The sequence below is a fragment of the Aeromonas sp. EERV15 genome (assembly GCF_900079845.1).
Lineage (GTDB): Bacteria > Pseudomonadota > Gammaproteobacteria > Enterobacterales > Aeromonadaceae > Aeromonas > Aeromonas sobria.
In genome coordinates, this window is record NZ_FKKY02000011.1 from 27,654 (window position 1) to 47,222 (window position 19,569).

Sequence of the window (19,569 nt, forward strand, 5' to 3'; positions counted from 1 at the left end):
GAACCAAACAAGCAGGCGCGGCATGTCGATTGTCACCGACATCGGCCCATCTATGTGGCCGGTAAAATGAAAAAAGCCCTGTATCTACCCTGCTATTCACAAGGTAATACGGGGCTTTCAAGAGCTGCCTGGGCGGCTGAAAAAACTATTCGATGTTCTGAATTTGCTCGCGCATCTGCTCGATGAGGACTTTCAGCTCGACGGCGGATTGGGTCACTTCGGCGTTAATGGACTTGGAGCCCAGGGTGTTCGACTCGCGGTTGAACTCCTGCATCATGAAGTCGAGGCGACGGCCACAGGCACCACCTTTCTTCATGATTTTGATGGTTTCGCTGATGTGCATCTCCAGACGATCCAGCTCTTCGGCCACGTCGATCTTCTGGGCCAGCATCACTATCTCCTGCTCGATGCGAGCCGGATCCAGCTCCACCTTGGCTTCGGCCAGACGGTCGGTGAGCTTCTGGCGCTGCCACTCGATGATCTGCGGCAGGTGGACGCGCACCTTCTTCACTTCCACCTGAATGCCATCCAGACGCTGCTGGATCAGGTTCTTGAGGTTGGCACCCTCGCTGGCGCGGGAAGCAAGGAAATCTTCCATGGTCTGGTCAAAACCGCCGAGCAGCTCGGTGGCGACCGCATCCATGTCCTGTTCGGCGGCGGCCATGACACCCGGCCAGCGCAGTACGTCGACCGGGTTGAGCTGGCCCTGGCCTGCTTCTTTCATTACCCAATTGGCGCTGTCGATGATGAGCTTGGCCAGCTCTTCATTGATGTGCAGCTGGCTGGCTGCGGCCTGAGCGGCTTCGAAACGCAGGTTGCACTCCACCTTGCCGCGCTGCAGCTTGGCGCGGAAACGCTCACGCAGTACCGGCTCCAGGCTGCGCAGTTGCTCCGGCAGGCGAATGTAGGTTTCCAGATAGCGCTGGTTTACCGAACGAATTTCCCAAACGGCTGTGCCCCAGTCGCCCTTGAATTCCTTGCGGGCGTAGGCGGTCATGCTGTGAATCATTGATTGTTCCGGGCTTGATGAAGTGTGCGGCCAGTATACTCAGCCCGGCCCTGCTCGTCAGCCGATGCCGTGGTTTTAGCGGCTGATATTTGGGGCCTAATGACTTATACTCCTTCGCCAATTTGAGCCAGCCCAGAGGTCCATTCCATGTCACGTCCCAGCGATCGCAGTGCCGCGCAACTTCGCCCGGTTACCATTACCCGCAATTTCACCAAACATGCAGAAGGCTCAGTGCTGGTGGAGTTCGGTAACACTCGCGTGCTCTGCACCGCCAGCGTCGACACCAGCGTTCCGCGCTTCCTGAAAGGCAAGGGTCAGGGTTGGGTCACGGCCGAATACGGCATGCTGCCGCGTTCCACTCACTCCCGGATGAACCGCGAAGCGGCTTCTGGCAAGCAGAGCGGCCGTACCCTGGAGATCTCCCGTCTGATCGCCCGCTCCCTGCGTGCTGCGGTAGACCTGACTGCGCTGGGTGAGCACTCCATCACTGTGGACTGTGACGTGCTGCAAGCCGATGGTGGCACCCGTACTGCTGCGATTACCGGTGCCTGTGTGGCGCTGGTGGATGCGCTGAACTGGATGGTGGCACAGGGCAAATTGAAGCAGAGCCCGCTCAAGCAGATGATCGCCGCCGTTTCTGTCGGCATGTATCAGGGCGAAGCCATCTGCGATCTGGAGTACATCGAAGACTCCGCCGCCGAGACCGACATGAACGTGGTGATGACCGAAGATGGTCGCATCATCGAGGTGCAGGGCACCGCGGAGGCCGAGCCCTTCACCCATGAGGAGCTGCTGGCGATGCTGGGGCTCGCCAAGGACGGCATTGCCGAGATCATTGAGCTGCAGAAGCAGTCACTTTCATAATTTTAAAAACGCGGCCCAGGCCGCGTTTTTTTATATCCCCACACAAGTAAACGACAAGCCAAGCAAGGAGCCAGAATGAAAGCCTACCAGCGTCAATTTATCGAGTTCGCCCTGGAGAAACAGGTCCTCAAATTCGGTGAATTCACCCTGAAATCCGGTCGTAAAAGCCCCTACTTCTTCAACGCCGGTCTGTTCAACAGCGGCCGCGATCTGGCCCGCCTCGGCCGCTTCTATGCTGCCGCCCTGATGGATGCCGGCATCGAGTTCGATGTGCTGTTTGGCCCGGCCTACAAGGGGATCCCCATTGCCTCCGCCACCGCCGTGCAGTTGGTCGAACAGCATGATGTGGATGTGCCCTGGTGCTTCAACCGCAAAGAGGCCAAGGATCACGGCGAGGGCGGCAATCTGGTGGGCAGCCCGCTCAAGGGGCGCATCATGCTGGTGGACGATGTCATCACCGCCGGCACCGCCATTCGTGAATCCATGGATCTGATCCAGGCTAATGGCGCCTCGCTGGCTGGCGTGCTGATCGCGCTGGACCGTCAGGAGAAGGGCAAGGGCGAGCTCTCCGCCATTCAGGAAGTGGAGCGTGACTACGGCGCCCATATCATCGCCATTATCCAGATGAGCGATCTCATCGCCTATCTGGAAGAGAAGCAGGCCGAGCAGCCGGAGCTGGCGGCACAACTGGCGGCCATGAAGGCTTACCGCGCTCAGTACGGTATCTGAGTTCCGCTCACACCGCGCAATAGCTGAATGCGGCGCCCGTTTGCTCTCTGGCAGCAAACGGGCGCCGTTTTTTCATCTGCAAAAAGTGGATCATGTGGCTTGAGCTTGCCCTTACAGTAAAGGTTAGGGTTTGCCAGTCGGCGTTTTTGGGTGCCGACGGGTTCCGGGGGGGAACAACATGACCACTCATCTTCAAATACCGATTCATCTGCAGTTGCCGCTCAGTGGCATGAGCTGTGCCAACTGCGCAGGCCGCATCGCGGCCAGCCTCAACAAACTCGACGGGGTATCGGCCACCGTCAACTTCGCGCTGGAGCAGGCGGCCATCGAGCTGGCCAGCCCTGACCGTCTACCAGTGGTACTCGACAGCATCACTAGTCAGGGTTATGACTACGGCCGCGAAACACTGTCTTTCCAGATCAGCGGCATGACCTGCGCAGGTTGTTCGGCTCGACTAAACAAGATGCTGGCAGCACTGCCCGGCGTTATCTCCGCTGAGGTCAACTTCTCCATCGAGCAGGCCCGTATCGTGCTGGTGCCTGGCGCACAGAGCCCCGCCGCCCTGCGTGAACATATAGAGGCGCTCGGCTTTGGCGCCAAACTGGCGCAGGGTTCCGCCAGCGGCCGCCGCCAGCAGTTGCTGGAGCGGGAAGCGCAGGAGGCCGCTGCGGCCCGTCAGGCGCAGACCCGGGTCATCGTCTCGGCTTTGCTCACTCTGCCGCTGCTGGTGGGGATGCTGGCCATGGCCGGGTTGTTCCCCTGGCATCTTCCTGCCTGGCTGGAGCTGCTGCTCGCCACCCCGGTGCAGTTCTGGATCGGCGCCCGTTTCTATCGCGGCGCCTGGCTCGCCATCAAGAACCGCGCGGCCAATATGGATGTGCTGGTGGCGACCGGCACCAGTGCGGCCTACTTCTATAGCCTCTATCTGCTGCTGACGCAGGGGATGGCCGCCAGCGGCAAGCTCTATTTCGAGGCGAGCGCCATCATCATTACCCTGATTTCCCTCGGGAAGTTGTTGGAGGCGCGCGCCAGACGCAGCACCCAGTCCGCCATTCGCGAACTGATGGCGCTGCGGCCGGAAACCGCCACTGTCTGGCGCGGCGATACGTGGCAGAGCGTGGCTATCGACGAGGTGCTGCGTGGCGATCGGCTGCGGGTGCTGGTGGGCGAGCGGGTGCCGGTGGATGGCAGGATAGTGAGCGGCGCCAGCGAGCTGGACGAGTCGATCCTCACCGGCGAGAGCCTGCCGGTGCCGCGCAGTGCGGGCGACAAGGTGCTGGGCGGCGCCATCAACCGCTCCGGTGTGCTGGAGATTGAAGCCACTACGGTGGGGGAGGAGTCCAGCCTCAGCAAGATCATCGCGCTGGTGGAGAGCGCCCAGATGGGCAAGGCGCCGCTGCAACAGCTGGTGGACAAGGTCTCCGCCGTGTTCGTGCCAGTGGTGATGGCCATCGCCCTGTTTACCCTGCTGGTGTGGTACGCCATCAGCAACGATTTCGGTCAGGCGCTGCTGGCGGCGGTGGCGGTGCTGGTGATCGCCTGCCCCTGCGCCCTCGGCTTGGCGACCCCGGCTGCCATTGTCACCGGTACCGGGGTAGCGGCGCGCCACGGCATCCTGATCAAGGATGTGGATACCCTGCAGAAGGCCCACGCCATCAAGGCGCTGATCTTCGACAAAACCGGCACGCTCACTTATGGCAAGCCGGTGCTGGCCAGCTGGAGCGGCAACGACGAGCAGCTGCGTCTGGCCGCCGCTTTGCAGCAGGCGAGCGAACACCCGTTGGCGCTGGCGATGCGCGAGGCGGTCGGCAAAGGGGCGGCGTTGCCTCAGCCGGAAGCGGTCGAGGTGCGGCTCGGTGCCGGTATTGTCGGTCAGGTGGCGGGCCACAGGGTCGCCATCGGTAATGGCTCTCTGCTGACCCAGCTCGGCATTGATCAGCCGCAACAGGATGAACAACCTGCCGATGGGGCAACTCGGGTCTGGGTCGCCATCGACGGCGTGGTGGCAGGCATCGCCGCACTGGCCGATACCCTGCGCCCCGAGAGTCGGGAAGCCATCGTCACCCTGCGCCAACGCGGTATCGCCAGCTGGCTGGTGAGCGGCGATGCGCCAGCGCCGGTGGCTCACATCGCTGCCCAGTTGGGGCTGGACGGGGCCTTTGACTCCGTGCTGCCAGCGGGCAAGGTGGAAAAGGTCGAGGCGCTGCGGGCGCAAACCCGCGGGCTGGTGGCCATGGTGGGGGACGGGGTGAACGACGCCCCGGCGCTGGCGGCGGCGGATGTCGGCATCGCCATGGGCTCCGGCTCCGATGTGGCGATGGAGACCGCCTCCATCACGTTGATGCGATCTGATCCACGGCTGGTTGCCGATGCCATCGATATCTCGGCGGCCACCTGGCGCACCATCCAGCAGAATCTGTTCTGGGCCTTCGTATTCAACATCATCGGCATTCCGCTGGCGGCACTGGGCTATCTCAGCCCCGAGCTGGCGGGGGCGGCCATGGCCCTGAGCAGTATCACCGTTTTGAGCAATTCCCTGTTATTGAAACGCTGGCAGCCCAAGGCGGCGCACGGGCCAGCATCCAACCCGATCAGTAAGGAGGCATAAATGAACATCAGCAAGGTTGCCAAGGCCACGGGGCTGACCGCCAAGACCATCCGTTACTACGAGAGTATCGGTCTCATCAAGGCGCCAGTGCGCAGCGATAACGGCTATCGCAGCTATACCGAGGGCTCGCTGCGGGAGCTGCGCTTCGTCAAGCGGGCGCGGGAGACCGGCTTTAATCTGGAGGAGTGTCAGGAGCTGCTGGCACTCTATCGCAACGAACATCGCACCAGCGCCCAGGTGAAGAAGCTGGCACAGGAGAAGATCGTCGATCTGCGGGCCCGAATCAGCGGTTTGCAGGCAATGCTCAGCTCACTGGAAGGGTTGGTCTGTTGCTGCCATGGGGACGACAATCCGGAATGCCCCATTCTCGACGAGCTGGAGAAGGGCTGAACAAAGACATGCTGGCCAGCTGAGGGAACACCCCCTTTGATGAGTGACTTCTTAATAAACGGCGCTTTATTGTTGCCTGTCAGGGGCTGATGGTAGACTGCTCGGCTCTTGTACGGGAGTACTCAGTTGACCCAGAGTGTGACACGCCAGGTTAAGCAGGCCATCATGGCCCAGCTCTATACCCACGCATCCTTCAGTCTCCCCTGCTTGGGGGGGTTGGCATTGGGTTGGAGTCTGCTGTTTCATGACTATCTGCCCGCCAGTGAAGCACTTGGCTGGTTGGCAGGGACTTGCCTGTGGCTGCTTGGCCGGGGCTGGCACTTGCGCTGGCGGCAATCCCGCCTGCACCAGACGCCGCTACCGGTGCTGGAGCGCGAGCTCTTTATCGGCGCCACCATCACCTCCATCATCTGGGCCCTCGGGGTACTGCTCTACATGGACAAGCTGCCCGATACCTACCGGGCCGCCATGTTAATGCTCTCCAGCCTCCTTCTTACCGGCAGTGCCATCATGCTGTTTGGTAGCCGTCGAACCCTCTATGGCGCCACCCTGCCGCTGGGGGTAGCCATGCTGTTCGAGTTGGGCAATGGCAACGAGCAGGAGCGGATCGTCTCCTGCATGCTGGCGGGTTATCTGTTCGTTTTTTTGCCAACCCTGTTGCGGCGGATGCGGCGGGATCAGATCGCCTCGCTCCATCACCGCTTTTCCAATGCCGAGCTGGCGGCCGAATTGAAGGTGGTCTCCGAGCATCTGCGCCTTACCTCTCGTCTCGATGGCTTGACCGGCATCGCCAATCGCGCCCACCTTGATGACTGTCTGGAGCTGACCTGGCGTCGCTGCCATCGGGCTAAGGTGCCCCTGTCACTGGTGCTGCTGGATGTGGATTACTTCAAGCAGTTCAATGACCATTATGGTCATCAAGCGGGCGATGATTGTCTGCAGCAGGTGGCCGCCTTGCTGGCCGAGGTGGAGCGGCGGGAGGACGATCTGGCGGCCCGTTACGGTGGTGAGGAGTTCGCTCTGTTGCTGCCCTGTACCGGCATGCAGGGGGCGTTGCAGGTGGCGGACCATGTGCGGCTGGCTCTCAAGGAGCTTGATATTCCTCATCAGAAGTCGCTGGTCTCCGGTCGGGTCACATGTAGTTTTGGTGTTGCCACACTGATACCGGATAACAGCATGAAAATCGCCGATTTGATCCAGAAAGCGGATGCGGCCCTCTATCAGGCCAAGCATAATGGGCGGGATCGAATCGAAGTAGCCTTGATGGGTAAGGTTGCCTGAGTTTAACGTGACAGATTAAAGAGGTTGTCTATGCAATGTCATCGTATCGAAGAGCTGCTGGAGTTGTTGCAGCCTGCCTGGATCAAGGAACAGGATCTCAGCCTGGTGCAGTTTGTAGCCAAACTGGCCAACGAAGCGGGATTTGAAGGTCCTCTGTCCGAGCTGACCGACGACATGCTGATCTATCACCTCAAGATGCGGGAATCCGACAAGCAGGCGATGATCCCCGGTCTGGCCAAGGATCATGTGCCCGATTTCAAAGAGGCACTGCTGAAGGCTCGCGGAATCAAGTGAATCTTTAGTGGAAGCGCATCACCTTGGGGTGATGCGCTTTTTTGTTGCTGAAAATTGCGATCAAACGCCAATGTTAGATACATCTAATCCACACAATTAGCATGCTGTTTAAGATATAATCCGCTCCATAACAAATAAGGGAGCGATGTCTTGCAATGGCCGACCACGACAAAATCGATATCAAGGACGTTACCGACAAGGGCGTAACCGGGACCTACAATCCCAACACGTTCAAAGCCAGCGACGACAGGTTCAACCCCGGCAACCGTATCTATGTGCGGGCCCAGACCGGAACATGGCAGCGGGTGCGCAAGGCCATGGGCTGGTTTTTCGTTGCCTTCTTTGTGCTGCTGCCCTGGCTGCGTTATGACGGCCGCCAGGCGGTGCTGTTCGATCTTGGCCATCAGCAGTTCCATATCTTTGGCGCCACCATCTGGCCGCAGGATCTGACCCTGCTCGCCTGGCTCTTCATGATTGCCGCCTTCGCCCTCTTCTTTGTGACCACCTTCCTCGGCCGGGTCTGGTGCGGCTATCTCTGCCCGCAGACGGTGTGGACCTTCATGTTCATCTGGTTTGAAGAGAAGCTGGAAGGGCCCGCCAACAAGCGGCGCAAGCTGGATGCCGGACCCTGGTCGGCAGAGAAGCTGGCCCGCAAGGGGGTCAAGCATCTGGCCTGGCTGGTCATCTCGCTGGTAACCGGTCTGACCTTCGTCGCCTATTTCCAGGATGTCACTGAACTGGTGCCGGACTTCTTCACCCTGCAGGCCAGCGGTTGGGTGCTGTTCTGGGTGCTCTTCTTCACCATCATCACCTACGGCAACGCAGGCTGGATGCGCGCCATCATGTGCATCCATATGTGCCCCTACGCCCGTTTCCAGTCCGCCATGTTCGACAAAGACACCTTCATCGTCGGGTATGACACCAAGCGTGGCGAGACCCGCGGTGCCCGCTCCCGCAAGGCTGACCACAAGGCGCTGGGGCTGGGTGACTGTATCGACTGCGACCTCTGCGTGCAGGTCTGTCCGACCGGCATCGATATCCGCGATGGCCTGCAGTACGAGTGCATCAACTGTGGCGCCTGCGTCGATGCCTGCGACCAAACCATGGAGCGGATGGGCTACCCGAAAGGGCTCATCAGCTACACCACAGAGCACAAGCTGGCCCACGACTCCACCCATGTGGCACGGCCCAAGTTGATTGGCTACGGGCTGGTGATGGCGGTGATGCTGGGGGTGTTTGTCTACAACGCCATGTCCATCATGCCGATGGGGCTCGATATCCTGCGGGATCGCAACCAGCTATTCCGTGAGAACAGCGAGGGGCTGATCGAGAACACTTATACCCTCAAGATCCTCAACAAGACCCTGCAACCCCAGACCTATCAGCTGGATGTGGAGGGCTTGCCCGAGTATCAGTGGTTCGGCCCACGCCAAGTGACCCTGAAGGCGGGCGAGATCTACACCCTGCCGGTCAGTCTAGCGGTTGACCCCTACAACCTGAAGCGGCCGACTCTGGACATCAAGTTTGTGCTGAAACGGGAAGGGGCGGCCCCCGATGACAGCAAGGGCAACCTGCATCAGGGCAGCAAGTTTATCAGCCGGTTGTAACTACAGCTTGCTGATAGAGATTAGATGAGGAGGCCAACGGCGGTATTCGTTGGCTATCTCGGATAGAATGGGGCGCAACGGCGCCCCTTTCTTATGGTGGATGACATGCGTTTCAACTATTCCGATCTCACACCCGACCTCATCATGGACGCGCTCGATCTCAGCGGTCTGCGGCTCGACTCCGGCCTTATCGAACTCAACAGCTACGAAAACCGGGTCTACCAGTTTCAGGATGAGGAGCGTCGCCGCTATGTGGTGAAGTTCTACCGTCCTGGTCGCTGGAGCCGGGCCCAGATCCTCGAAGAGCATGAGTATGCTGCCCGGCTCTGTGATGCGGAGATCCCGGTGGCCGCCCCGATCGCCTTCGCGGGCGAAACCCTGCTGGAGCATCAGGGCTATCCGTTCGCCATCTGGCAGAGCGTCGGTGGTCGCCAGTTTGAGGTGGATAACCTCGATCAGCTGGAGTGGGTCGGGCGCTATCTTGGCCGCATCCATCAGATTGGTGCCAGCAAGCCGTTTCATCACCGTGTTCGGCTTGACGTCGAGAGCATGCTGCACGAACCGCGTCAGCTGCTGGCGTCTGGCGAGTGGCTGCCGAGCGGGTTGGCCAAGCAATTTTTTGGGGTGCTCGACGAGCTGATCAAACACGTCTGCGATGCCATGACCCTGGATGTGGCGCAGATCTCGCTGCATGGTGACTGCCACCCGGGCAACATTTTGTGGCGCGACGGCCCCATGTTTGTCGATCTCGATGACTGCCGTACCGGCCCTGCCATTCAGGATCTCTGGATGATGCTGAGCGGCGAGCGCCACGAGCAGCAGATCCAGCTCGATACCCTGCTGGCAGGCTACGAGGAGTTCATGGAGTTTGATTCGCGGGAATTGGCGCTGATTGAGCCGCTGCGGGCGATGCGGATCGTCCACTACATGGCATGGCTGGCGCGACGCTGGGAAGACCCCGCTTTCCCCCGTCACTTTCCCTGGTTTAATACCGATCACTACTGGCGCCAGCAGATAGCGACCCTGCATGATCAGCTGGCGGCACTGAAGGCACCACCGCTGAGCCTGATGCCGGGGTGGTAACTTATCCGGTGGCCAGCAGATCGCCCCACCTGCGGCATGATCAGCTGGCGGCACTGAAGGCACCACCGTTGAGCCTGATGCCAAACTGGTGAAATTGAAGGGATCTTGCGTGGCAAGCGTGACTCGATCTGCGGCCCAGGGCATTGACGGCGGGATGGCGACACAATAGGCTTGGCACTGCTTCGGTTCGCCGGGCGTGCCTCACAGTGATCCCTTAACAGGAAACATCATGAAAAAAGTTTTATTTTTCCTCGCAGCCATGCTGATGGTCCCCATGGTTCACGCCGCCCCCGAATTCAAGGAAGGCGTTAACTACGATGTGGTCAAGCAGACTGCCTCTGCCAAGCCTGAAGTGATGGAGTTTTTCTCTTACTTCTGCCCGCATTGCGCGACGTTTGAACCCATCGTTGAGCAACTGCAGGCTGGTTTGCCAAAAGATGTGCCCCTCAAGAAGAACCCGGTGAACTTCATGGGTGGCGAGATGGGGCCAGAGATGCAGCGTGCCTACGCGGTTGCCACTTTGCTCAATGCAGAGAGCAAGGTCACTCCTGCCATCTTTAGCAAGATGCAACAGCGCCAGTATCCGACCAGCCGTGACGATGTGAAGAAAATCTTTGTCGACAACGGTGTTCCGGCCGAGGAGTTTGACGGTGCCGTCGACAGCTTCGCCGTCTCCGGCATGGTCTCCCAGTTCGATCGCAACATGCAGAGCTACAACATTCGTGGTGTGCCTGCGTTTCTGGTGAACGGCAAGTACATGGTGAAGATTGAATCCATCACCTCTCAAGAGCAGTTCAACAAACTGGTGCAGTTCCTGCTGACCAAGAAAGACTGATTACCCTTGAGTCGATAAAAAGCCCGCCGGTGTGAACCGGCGGGCTTTTTGTTTTCTGGCAGTCTGAATCAGACCCCGACGTGGAACGCCTGCTTGAGGTTACGGATAAACTCCGCATCCCGGCACAGGGTCTTGCCCGGGCTGTCGGAGATCTTGGCAACCGGGCCGCCGTTGCACTCCATCAGCTTGAAGACGATGTTCATCGGGCTGACACCGGGCAGGTCGCAGGTGAGCTTGGTGCCGATGCCGAAGCTGGTATTGATGCGGCCGCGGAAGTGACGCAGCAGCTGTACTGCTTTGTCGAGATTGAGCCCGTCGGAGAAGACCAGGGTCTTGTCGGTGGGGTCGATACCGAGGCGCTGATAGTGGCTAATCGCCTTCTCACCCCACACCACGGGATCGCCAGAGTCATGGCGCAGCCCCTGATAGCGGCTGGCCAGCTCGAAATCGAAATCACGCAGGAAGGCATCCATGGTGATGCAGTCGGTGAGGGCGATGCCGAGATGGTCGGTGAACTCGTCCAGCCAGCTGGTGAGGGCGGCGCGCTGGCTGTGCTCCAGCGGGAAACCGAGCTGCTGGTGCGCCTGGAACCACTCGTGGGCCTGAGTGCCCACGGCGGATAACTGGTACTTCTGGGCCAGCAGGTAGTTGCTGGTGCCGCGAAATGCTGGCAGCCGCTCCTTGAGACGGCCTACCACCGCATCTTGCACCCCATGGGAGAAGCGGCGGCGGGTGCCAAAATCGATGAGGTTGAACTCGCTCATCTCTTCCGGACTCAGTTCCCGCTCCAGCTTGTCGAGCTTCTGGTCGAGTCGATCCAGCGCATGGCTGACGCCAAACTGGGGGTAGCGGAAGCGGTTACGCATCTCGCTGATGATGGCGAGCACCGGGATCTCCCACAGGATCACATCCTGCCAGGCCCCTTCGACCCGCACATTGATGCGGCCATCCTGCTCGAACACCTTGAGCAGGGAGGCATCGAGCGGCTTGCGGCGCAGGTGGTCGAGGTAGTCAGGGGTGAAGAAGGGGCGCTCGGCCAGAAAATCGAGCTCGGGTTTGGTCAGTCGCAGGGAGCCAGCGAGGCGCAGTTGCTCCTCGATCTGCCCCATCATGGGCAGCAGGTCCTCTTCATTGCGGCTGTGGAATTCGGCCACCACCTCGGCATCCGGATAGCGATGTAACACCGCCTGCTGCATATGCAGCTTGTAGGCATCGGTGTCGAGCAGGCTGGTTAGTATGGGTGGCATATCAGGCGTCCAGCAGGCGTTGTACATCGATCAGGGTCTGGGCCAGTTCGGCACCAGCCTCGATCATCTGGGTGTTGGCGCTGGCAACCGTCGCGGGAGCAATGCCACGGCAGGCATCGAGATGGACGATCACCCGGAAACCGGCGCGGCGCAGTTGCAGCACGCTGGTTTTGACGCAGTAGTCGGTGGCGAGGCCGCCGACCAGTACGGTGTCGACCTTGCGGGCTTGCAGAAATTCGATGAGTCCGGTGCTGCGCCGTTCGGCCAGGTCGTGGAAGCAGGTGCCGTAGGGATGCAGATCCGGCTCGACCCCCTTCCAGACGAAGAAGTCATAGTCGATGGGGGCGGGCAGGCCGTCGAGCAGTTCGAAGCCCTTGCTGCCCGGCACGCAGTGCACCGGCCAGGTGAGGTCGGCGTTGGGCAGATCCAGCGGCAGCAACATGCCAGAGGGGTCAGAGACGGCCCAGTCGGCATTGGCAGGGTGAGCGTCCTTGCTGCCGATCCGCAGCGTGGCGAGGGTGGCCTGAGCGTTGAGCGCGGCCACAATATCATCACCGCCCACGACGGGCAGTTCGTTCGGGCAGAGGGGGGTAAAGCCCTTCTGCGCATCAATATCCAGGCTGGCGACGGTTCCCATGATTGGCTCCTGCACATACTATTCGTGTGATATTATCTACCAAACATTAATGGAAGGCGAGCAGGGCGATCGGCATGCTGAGAATGAGTCTGGATATGGTGGTGCTGCGGTTGCATGACGAGCGGCTCGAGCTGCTGCTCGAGACCCGTGATCGCCCCCCCTTTGCCCACAGCTGGCAGCTACCCGGCTTGCGCATCGACGAGGCACTGGATCGGGATCTGGATGCCGCCCAGCGCCGCCTGCTGGCGGAGTGGGGGCTCGGTCACTGCTACAGCGAGCAGGTCTGCACCCTCGGCAATCTGGAGCGGGATCCCCGCGGCTGGTCCACTACCCTGGTCTATCTCTGTCTGGTGGATCCGGAAGTGGCAGCGATCCATGGTTGCTGGCATCCGCTCGCCAACCTGCCGGGGCTGAGCCTCGCCTTCGACCATGTCCAGCTCATCGCCAAGGGGCTGGAGCGGCTGCGGATCAAGAGCCGCTACAGCACCTTGCCGCTGCAACTGCTGGGGCCCGAGTTCACCCTCTCCGAGGTGCAGCGCGCCTTCGAAATCATCCTGCAAACCCCCATGAACACGGCGGCGTTTCGCAAGCGGATCCATCGTGCCGACATTCTGGTGGATACCGGCCGCAAGCGTACCGGCAAACAGCGCCCCGCCATCCTCTACCGGCTGGAGAGTCCTTGCTGCGTGATGTTCGATCAAGTGATGCACGGGGTGGAAGCGTGAGCACGCTCACCGTTCGGGTGCTGGTGAGTGCCTGTTTGCTGGGTCAGCCAGTGCGTTACGATGGCCAGAGCAAGGGGATTGTCAGCGACTGGCTGAGTGAGCTGGGTGCCGAAGGGCGAGCGCTGGCGTTTTGCCCCGAAGTGGCGGGCGGTTTGCCGACCCCGCGCCCTCCTGCCGAGCGGCAGGGCGAACGGGTGGTGACGGCGAGCGGGCTGGATGTGACTGAAGAGTTTGATCGCGGCGCCGAGCTGGCCCTCGCGCTCTGTCAGGCGCAGGGTATTCGCTTCGCCCTGCTGAAAGAGGGGAGCCCCTCATGTGGCAGCGGCCGTATCTATAACGGCCGCTTTGAAGGGGTCTCTGTGACGGGCGAGGGTAAGACCACTGCGCTGCTGCGCCGCCACGGCATAGCGGTCTTTTCCGAAGATCAGTTGGCCGAGTTGGCCTCAGCGCTCTCTTTGGATTCTTCTTTGGCTTTGGCAGCAACCGGCAGCGGCGCCTGACTGTTCTGCCACCCCTCCAGCACCTCGTCCTTCTCCTGCCAGCGCTGGTTTAGCCACTCCTGAAAACCGCGCTTGAACTGCTTGTCATTGAAGTAGTCGCCAACCAGCGCCTCATCCACCGGCAGCTCCTCAATTCGCACCTGAATGCGCTTTACCCGTCCCATCAGGAAGTCCTTGAACGGGGTCTCGGCGTTGTCCGGATAGCAGATGGTGACGTTGATCAGGCTGTCAAACTGCTCCCCCATGGCCGCCAGCGTAAAGGCCAGCCCCGCCGCTTTGGGCGGCATCAGATGGCGGTAGCGGGAGCGGGAAGCGTCCCGTTTCTGCTCGGTGAAGCGGGTCCCTTCCACGAAGTTGATGACGGTGGTGGGAATGTGGCGAAACTTCTCGCAGGCATTGCGGGTGGTCTCGATATCCTTGCCGCGCAGGTGCGGATTTCTTAACAGAAACTCTCTCGAATAACGGCGCATAAAGGGCATGTCGAGCCCCCAGCAGGCAAGCCCCAGCAGCGGGATATAGATCAGCTCGTGCTTCATGAAGAACTTGGGCACCGGCAGCCGCTCCCGGAACAGGTGACCCAGCACCACGATATCGGTCCAGCTCATGTGGTTGCTGATGATCAGATACCAGCCATCCTTGCGCAGTCGGGTATTGTCCTCCACCTGCCAGTCGATGCGCATCGTGAGACGGATCACCAGCGCGTTGCAGGCTAACCACAGGCGCATGAAGCGGTTATTGAGGCGGCTGCAGGCACGGCCAAACGCCGGAACAGGCAGCAGCAGCTTGGCCAGCGACACCAGCAGGATCAGGCTGGCGCACAAGGCGGTGAAAAGGATGGTCAGGCCCGCGCTGATGATCAGCACCAGCGGGCCGGGAAGCAGGGATAGCATGGATGTTTACTGCGCCTTGGTTGCCAGCAGTTGGCTCAGGGTCTGGTCCTTCTCGTGCCAGATCCCGTTCAACCACTGTTGAAACTCTTGTTGGAACTCGGGGTCATTGAAGTAATCCCCCACCAGCTTGCGGTCGATCGGCAAATAGCGGACCTGAACCTTGATTTGCCCGACCCGGCCGCACATGAAGTCCCAGTAGCTGGGAATGCCGTCCGGATAGGCGATGGTGACATCCACCAGTTGCTGCAACTGGTCACCCATGGCCGCCAGTGTGAAGGCGATGCCCCCCGCTTTCGGGAGCAGCAAGTGGCGATAGGGCGAGCCCTGCTTCTGATGCTTGCTGCCGGTGAAACGGGTGCCTTCGACAAAGTTCATCACACTCACCGGAATGTGGCGGAATTTGGCACAGGCCTGGCGCGTTGTTTCTATGTCCTTTCCCTTCAGATGTGGCCTTTTTTCCAGAAATTTACGGGAATATCGCCGCATAAAGGGGAAGTCGAGCGCCCACCATGCCAGCCCGAGAAAAGGTACCCAAATCAGCTCTTTCTTGAGAAAAAACTTCAGGAAGGGGATTTTTTGGTTAAAAACCCGCTGCAATACCAGTATGTCGACCCAGGATTGATGGTTGGCAATCACCATATACCACTCATTCCGGTGCCCTTTGTCCACTCCGACCACCTCGAAAGGGGTCTGGATGATGGTTTTCTGGATCAGATTGTTGAAACCGATCCAGCAGCTGGCGCAGCCATCCAGCAGGGTGTTGCAGAGGGTTCGCCACCCCTTGAACGGTAGCGGCAGCTTGAGTAAACCCAGCAAGAAGATGGGGACAAACCAGAAGAGGGTATTGAAAAAATAGAGCAGGGTGGAGAGGCTGCCGCGCAGTCGCTCTGTCAGCTTGTTGGGCATGAGTAAGGGTCCGTCTTGCTGTCGATAAAGGGCCATCAAGTGGTCAGATCTGTGGCCATAATATCAGCCGACGGCGCGCTAGACCATGCAGAGGGCGTTTGGCAGCAGGAAACCCTCGTTTCGCCATCTTGCAGATTCAGCCGTTACGTAGCCGCGACAGCAGCCGATCCATGGCGCGATAACCGAGCGCCTCGATGAGATGCTCCTTGCCGATAGCCGGTTGCCCTGCCAGATCGGCGATGGTGCGCGACACCCGCAAAATGCGGTGCCAGGCCCGGATGCTGAGCCCCAGCTTCTGGATCGCATTTTCCAAAAATTCGGCATCCTGTGGCGATAGTCGGCAAATATCCTCTATCTCGCGACTATCCAGCAGATTGTTGAGTTTGCCGTTACGGCCAAGCATGCGCTCCCGCGCCGCCAGTACCCGATCGCGGATCTGCTGGCTCGACTCTCCCCGCTCAGCCTTGCCGGTCAGGCTCCCCTTGGGCAGCAGTGGCACCTCCACCGTCAGATCGAAGCGGTCGAGAAAGGGGCCGGAGAGTTTGCCGAGGTAGCGCAGGATCTGATCCGGGCTGGAGCGGGTCTGGCCGTCGCCATAGTGTCCGCAGGGGCTGGGGTTCATGGCGCCCACCAGCTGGAAGCGGGCGGGAAAATCCACCTGACGGGCGGCCCGGCTGATGGTGATGTGGCCCGTCTCCAGTGGCTCGCGCAGGGAGTCGAGCACCTTGCGCTCGAATTCGGGCAGTTCGTCGAGAAACAGCACGCCGTTATGGGCCAGCGAAATTTCGCCGGGGCGCGGGTGGCTGCCACCGCCCACCAGCGCTACCGCCGAGGCACTGTGATGGGGCGTGCGATAGGGTCTGTGGTGCCAGTGACCGGCGCGCGGGGTGAGGCCACCGATGGAGTGGATGGCGGCGGTCTGCTGCGCCTCCTGCTCGCTGAGTGGCGGCAGAATGCCGGGCAGGCGGCTGGCCAGCATGCTCTTGCCGGTGCCGGGCGGGCCGATGAATAGCAGGTTGTGACTGCCGGCGGCGGCAATCTCCAGCGCCCGCTTGGCCTGTGACTGGCCGATCACATCCTGCAGATCCGGCACGTCGGGCAGACTGTCTGCGCTTTGGGGATCCGGCAGTGGCAGCTCGTACTGACCTGCCAGCCAGGCGGTGACGGCCAGCAGCTGATGGGCGGTGCGCACCTCGGCATCCTGAATGAGAGAGGCTTCCGGCCCGTTCTCTCGTGGCACCAGCAGGGTGCGTCCCGCATCGCGGCAGGCGAGCACGGCAGGCAGCACCCCGAGCACGGGGCGGATCTCGCCGGTCAGGGCCAACTCCCCCAAAAATTCATGATCGAGCAGGTATTTTGCCGGTATCTGCTTGGAAGCAGCGAGAATGCCGATGGCGATGGCCAGATCGAAACGGCCGCCCTCCTTGGGCAGATCGGCGGGCGCCAGATTGACTGTGATGTGTTTGCTCGGGAACTCGAAATTGCCGTTGAGCAGGGCGCTGCGCACCCGATCCCGCGACTCCTTCACCGAGGTTTCTGGCAAACCGACCATGTTGAAGGCGGGCAGGCCGTTGGAGAGGTGAACTTCCACTGTAACTTGCGGGGCCGCGATCCCGAGGCTGGCACGGCTATAAACCACAGCTAATGACATAAATCCCATCCTTGAGTTGATATATGTTCTGACTAACTGCTTGTTGTTGGTTTTTTATTCCAGAGTTCCGGCTGGGGAATAGCCAAAATCAGTGGGTTGTCACAGAAAAAATCCTTGCCCAATAAAAATCACCGTGCTAGTTCTAATAGCCATTCGCGGTGCAAATCGCCCCAATTTCACAGGATTTCCGGTTGTAACTATGAACATGGCCTCCCGTTTCGTCAGCATTATTGTGGTCCTAGTGGTGATTATTATCTCACCGCTCGGGGCTCGTTTAGCTGCACGGAACAAGGGATAGACCCACCACCGGACAGAACGAAACAAGCGACCCCCGAGCCTCACAGCTCGGGGGTTTTTTTTCGACCAAAGGACAGGATTCTCCACATGAACGGCGCGCAGTTTTTGGTACAGGCTCTCAAGAAACAGGGTGTGACCCAGGTGTTTGGTTACCCGGGTGGGGCCATCATGCCGGTCTACGATGCCCTGTATGACGGTGGTCTGGCCCATCAGCTCTGCCGCCACGAGCAGGGCGCCGCCATGGCTGCGGTCGGTTATGCCCGCGCCTCCGGTCAGGTGGGGGTCTGTATCGCCACCTCCGGCCCCGGCGCCACCAATCTGGTGACCGGTCTGGCGGAGGCGCTGCTCGATTCTGTGCCGCTGGTGGCCATCAGCGGTCAGGTGCCCTGTTCCGCCATCGGTACCGATGCGTTTCAGGAGGTCGATGTGCTCGGCATGTCCCTCTCCTGCACCAAGCACTCCTTCATGGTGACCGATGCCGCCGATCTGCCGCGGGTCATCGCCGAAGCCTTTGTCATCGCCAGCGAAGGGCGCCCGGGTCCGGTGCTGATCGACTTCCCCAAGGATGTGCAACTTGCTGCCGTGCTGGCCCAGAGCCCGCTGTTTGCGGTGGAAGAGCCTGAGCACCTTAACCCGACCGAACTGACGGCCGCCCGCACCCTGATCGCTGCTGCCGAGCGCCCGGTGCTCTACGTTGGTGGCGGGGTGGGCATGGCCAATGCCGAGCAGCAGTTGCGCGACTTTGCCGCCGTCACCGGCATGCCTGCGGTCACCACCCTCAAGGGGATTGGCGCGCTCGACCCCGATAGCGCGGTCTACCTCGGCATGCTCGGCATGCACGGCACCAAGGCGGCCAACTATGCGGTGCAGCAGTGCGACTTGCTGCTGGTGGTGGGCGCCCGTTTCGATGACAGGGTGACCGGCAAGCTGGAGGAGTTCGCCCCCGAGGCCAAGGTCATCCATCTCGATGTGGATGCTGCCGAGTTCGGCAAGCGCCGCGCCGCCGAGGTGGGGATCACCACGGATCTCAAGCGGGTGTTGCCCGCCCTTGCCATGACTCTCGACATCGGGCCGTGGCGTGAGCATTGCGCGAACATGGCTCGCGAATATGCGTTTCGCTACGACCATCCGGGTCAGGCCATCTATGCCCCGGCGCTACTCAAGCAGCTCTCCGCCCAGCTGCCGGAGAGCAGCGTGGTGGCCTGCGACGTGGGTCAGCACCAGATGTGGGTCGCCCAGCACATGCGCTTCACCAGCCCGCGTAACCACCTCTCCAGCGCCGGTCTCGGCACCATGGGCTTCGGTCTGCCCGCCGCCATCGGCGCCAAGATGTCACGCCCTGAAGATGAAGTGGTGCTGGTGAGCGGTGACGGCTCTTTCATGATGAACGTGCAGGAGCTCGGCACCATCCGCCGTGCCCAGCTCAAGGTGAAGATGGTGCTGCTGGACAACCAGCGCCTCGGCATGGTGCGCCAGTGGCAGGAGCTGTTCTTCGACGGCCGCTACAGCGAGACCATCCTCTCCGACAACCCCGATTTCGTCGCCCTGGCTGCCGCCTTCGGCATTCCGGGCGAGACCATCACATGCAAGGAGCAGATAGCCGGTGCCCTCGATCGCCTGCTGGCAAGCGAGAGCGCCTATCTGTTGCATGTGGCTATTTCAGAGGAAGAAAACGTCTGGCCCCTGGTTCCGCCGGGAGTCGCCAACCACAAGATGATGGAGCAACGCCCATGAACCCGCACACCCTTGCACAGCCAGCATTTGCACAACACACCCTGCATATCCACGCCCAGCCCAGACCCGAAGTGATGGAGCGGGTGCTGCGGGTGGTGCGTCACCGCGGCTTCAATCTCTGCGCATTGAATATGGAGCAGGATTGCCAACAGCTGCGGATCACGGTTACTGTCGAGTCGGTGCGTCCTATCCAGCAGTTGTGGAGCCAGCTGGTGAAGCTGGTGGACGTCTCCCGGGTCGATGCACTGGAACAGCAACCCCGGATCAGAGCTTAAGGAGCAA

The 19,569-nt window shown here is 60.7% G+C and carries 19 protein-coding genes; 13 read left to right on the forward strand and 6 right to left on the reverse strand.

Annotation, left to right across the window (positions count from 1 at the left end; translation table 11 throughout):
• Window positions 1-145: 145 nt before the first annotated feature.
• Complete coding sequence (locus tag BN4575_RS11215; RefSeq protein ID WP_068978233.1) at window positions 146-1,009, reverse strand: YicC/YloC family endoribonuclease; 864 nt, start codon at window positions 1,007-1,009, stop codon at window positions 146-148.
• A 147-nt stretch (window positions 1,010-1,156) separates the two neighbouring features.
• Between BN4575_RS11215 and rph the strand changes: the two genes are divergently transcribed.
• From rph to BN4575_RS11260, 9 genes are all read left to right on the forward strand, one after another.
• Window positions 1,157-1,873: a ribonuclease PH gene (gene rph / locus BN4575_RS11220; protein WP_068978234.1), complete on the forward strand. Its 717-nt coding sequence runs from the start codon at window positions 1,157-1,159 to the stop codon at window positions 1,871-1,873.
• 75 nt (window positions 1,874-1,948) lie between these two features.
• Window positions 1,949-2,602, forward strand: a complete 654-nt coding sequence (gene pyrE / locus BN4575_RS11225) for an orotate phosphoribosyltransferase (protein WP_005356114.1) — start codon at window positions 1,949-1,951, stop codon at window positions 2,600-2,602.
• Window positions 2,603-2,780: 178 nt separating this feature from the next.
• On the forward strand, window positions 2,781-5,210 hold the full coding sequence (locus BN4575_RS11230) for a heavy metal translocating P-type ATPase (protein WP_068978235.1): 2,430 nt from the start codon (window positions 2,781-2,783) through the stop codon (window positions 5,208-5,210).
• Window positions 5,211-5,600: a Cu(I)-responsive transcriptional regulator gene (gene cueR, locus BN4575_RS11235; protein ID WP_042018049.1), complete on the forward strand. Its 390-nt coding sequence runs from the start codon at window positions 5,211-5,213 to the stop codon at window positions 5,598-5,600.
• 126 nt (window positions 5,601-5,726) lie between these two features.
• Window positions 5,727-6,881 (forward strand): GGDEF domain-containing protein, encoded by a 1,155-nt coding sequence (locus BN4575_RS11240; RefSeq protein ID WP_068978236.1) that lies wholly within the window; start codon window positions 5,727-5,729, stop codon window positions 6,879-6,881.
• Between the two features lie 30 nt (window positions 6,882-6,911).
• The gene (locus tag BN4575_RS11245) at window positions 6,912-7,175 is read left to right on the forward strand and encodes a YihD family protein (protein WP_033135400.1); all 264 of its coding nucleotides are present in this window, start codon (window positions 6,912-6,914) and stop codon (window positions 7,173-7,175) included.
• Window positions 7,176-7,330: 155 nt separating this feature from the next.
• The gene (gene ccoG, locus BN4575_RS11250) at window positions 7,331-8,782 is read left to right on the forward strand and encodes a cytochrome c oxidase accessory protein CcoG (RefSeq protein ID WP_068978237.1); all 1,452 of its coding nucleotides are present in this window, start codon (window positions 7,331-7,333) and stop codon (window positions 8,780-8,782) included.
• A gap of 93 nt (window positions 8,783-8,875) precedes the next feature.
• Window positions 8,876-9,865, forward strand: coding sequence for a serine/threonine protein kinase (locus BN4575_RS11255; RefSeq protein ID WP_068978238.1), 990 nt, complete (start codon window positions 8,876-8,878; stop codon window positions 9,863-9,865).
• A 229-nt stretch (window positions 9,866-10,094) separates the two neighbouring features.
• Window positions 10,095-10,700 carry a thiol:disulfide interchange protein DsbA/DsbL gene (locus BN4575_RS11260; protein WP_042018045.1) on the forward strand — a complete coding sequence of 202 codons (606 nt, stop codon included), beginning with the start codon at window positions 10,095-10,097 and terminating at the stop codon, window positions 10,698-10,700.
• A 68-nt stretch (window positions 10,701-10,768) separates the two neighbouring features.
• On the opposite strand, the gene pncB is transcribed toward BN4575_RS11260, so the two are convergent.
• Together pncB and BN4575_RS11270 are read right to left on the reverse strand one after the other, a co-directional pair.
• Complete coding sequence (gene pncB, locus BN4575_RS11265) at window positions 10,769-11,947, reverse strand: nicotinate phosphoribosyltransferase (protein WP_068978239.1); 1,179 nt, start codon at window positions 11,945-11,947, stop codon at window positions 10,769-10,771.
• A 1-nt stretch (window position 11,948) separates the two neighbouring features.
• Entirely contained in the window at window positions 11,949-12,584 is a 636-nt protein-coding gene (locus BN4575_RS11270; protein WP_068978240.1) for a nicotinamidase, read from the reverse strand.
• Window positions 12,585-12,658: 74 nt separating this feature from the next.
• Between BN4575_RS11270 and BN4575_RS11275 the strand changes: the two genes are divergently transcribed.
• Entirely contained in the window at window positions 12,659-13,309 is a 651-nt protein-coding gene (locus tag BN4575_RS11275) for an NUDIX hydrolase (protein ID WP_068978241.1), read from the forward strand.
• Window positions 13,306-13,809 carry a DUF523 domain-containing protein gene (locus tag BN4575_RS11280; protein ID WP_068978242.1) on the forward strand — a complete coding sequence of 168 codons (504 nt, stop codon included), beginning with the start codon at window positions 13,306-13,308 and terminating at the stop codon, window positions 13,807-13,809. The genes BN4575_RS11275 and BN4575_RS11280 overlap by 4 nt, the downstream gene beginning before the upstream one ends.
• Here the strand turns inward: BN4575_RS11280 and BN4575_RS11285 are convergent.
• From BN4575_RS11285 to BN4575_RS11295, 3 genes are all read right to left on the reverse strand, one after another.
• Window positions 13,734-14,699: an acyltransferase gene (locus BN4575_RS11285; RefSeq protein ID WP_068978243.1), complete on the reverse strand. Its 966-nt coding sequence runs from the start codon at window positions 14,697-14,699 to the stop codon at window positions 13,734-13,736. The two genes, BN4575_RS11280 and BN4575_RS11285, sit on opposite strands and share 76 nt — an antisense overlap.
• Before the next feature lie 6 nt (window positions 14,700-14,705).
• The gene (locus tag BN4575_RS11290) at window positions 14,706-15,605 is read right to left on the reverse strand and encodes an acyltransferase (protein WP_068978244.1); all 900 of its coding nucleotides are present in this window, start codon (window positions 15,603-15,605) and stop codon (window positions 14,706-14,708) included.
• Window positions 15,606-15,741: 136 nt separating this feature from the next.
• Window positions 15,742-17,256: a YifB family Mg chelatase-like AAA ATPase gene (locus BN4575_RS11295; protein WP_068978245.1), complete on the reverse strand. Its 1,515-nt coding sequence runs from the start codon at window positions 17,254-17,256 to the stop codon at window positions 15,742-15,744.
• A 384-nt stretch (window positions 17,257-17,640) separates the two neighbouring features.
• Here BN4575_RS11295 and ilvG point away from each other — a divergent pair, with 384 nt between their 5' ends.
• Together ilvG and ilvM are read left to right on the forward strand one after the other, a co-directional pair.
• Window positions 17,641-19,287 carry an acetolactate synthase 2 catalytic subunit gene (gene ilvG / locus BN4575_RS11300; protein ID WP_068978246.1) on the forward strand — a complete coding sequence of 549 codons (1,647 nt, stop codon included), beginning with the start codon at window positions 17,641-17,643 and terminating at the stop codon, window positions 19,285-19,287.
• Entirely contained in the window at window positions 19,284-19,562 is a 279-nt protein-coding gene (gene ilvM / locus BN4575_RS11305) for an acetolactate synthase 2 small subunit (protein ID WP_005342011.1), read from the forward strand. Before ilvG ends, ilvM begins: the two co-directional genes overlap by 4 nt.
• The last annotated feature ends 7 nt before the right edge of the window (window positions 19,563-19,569 follow it).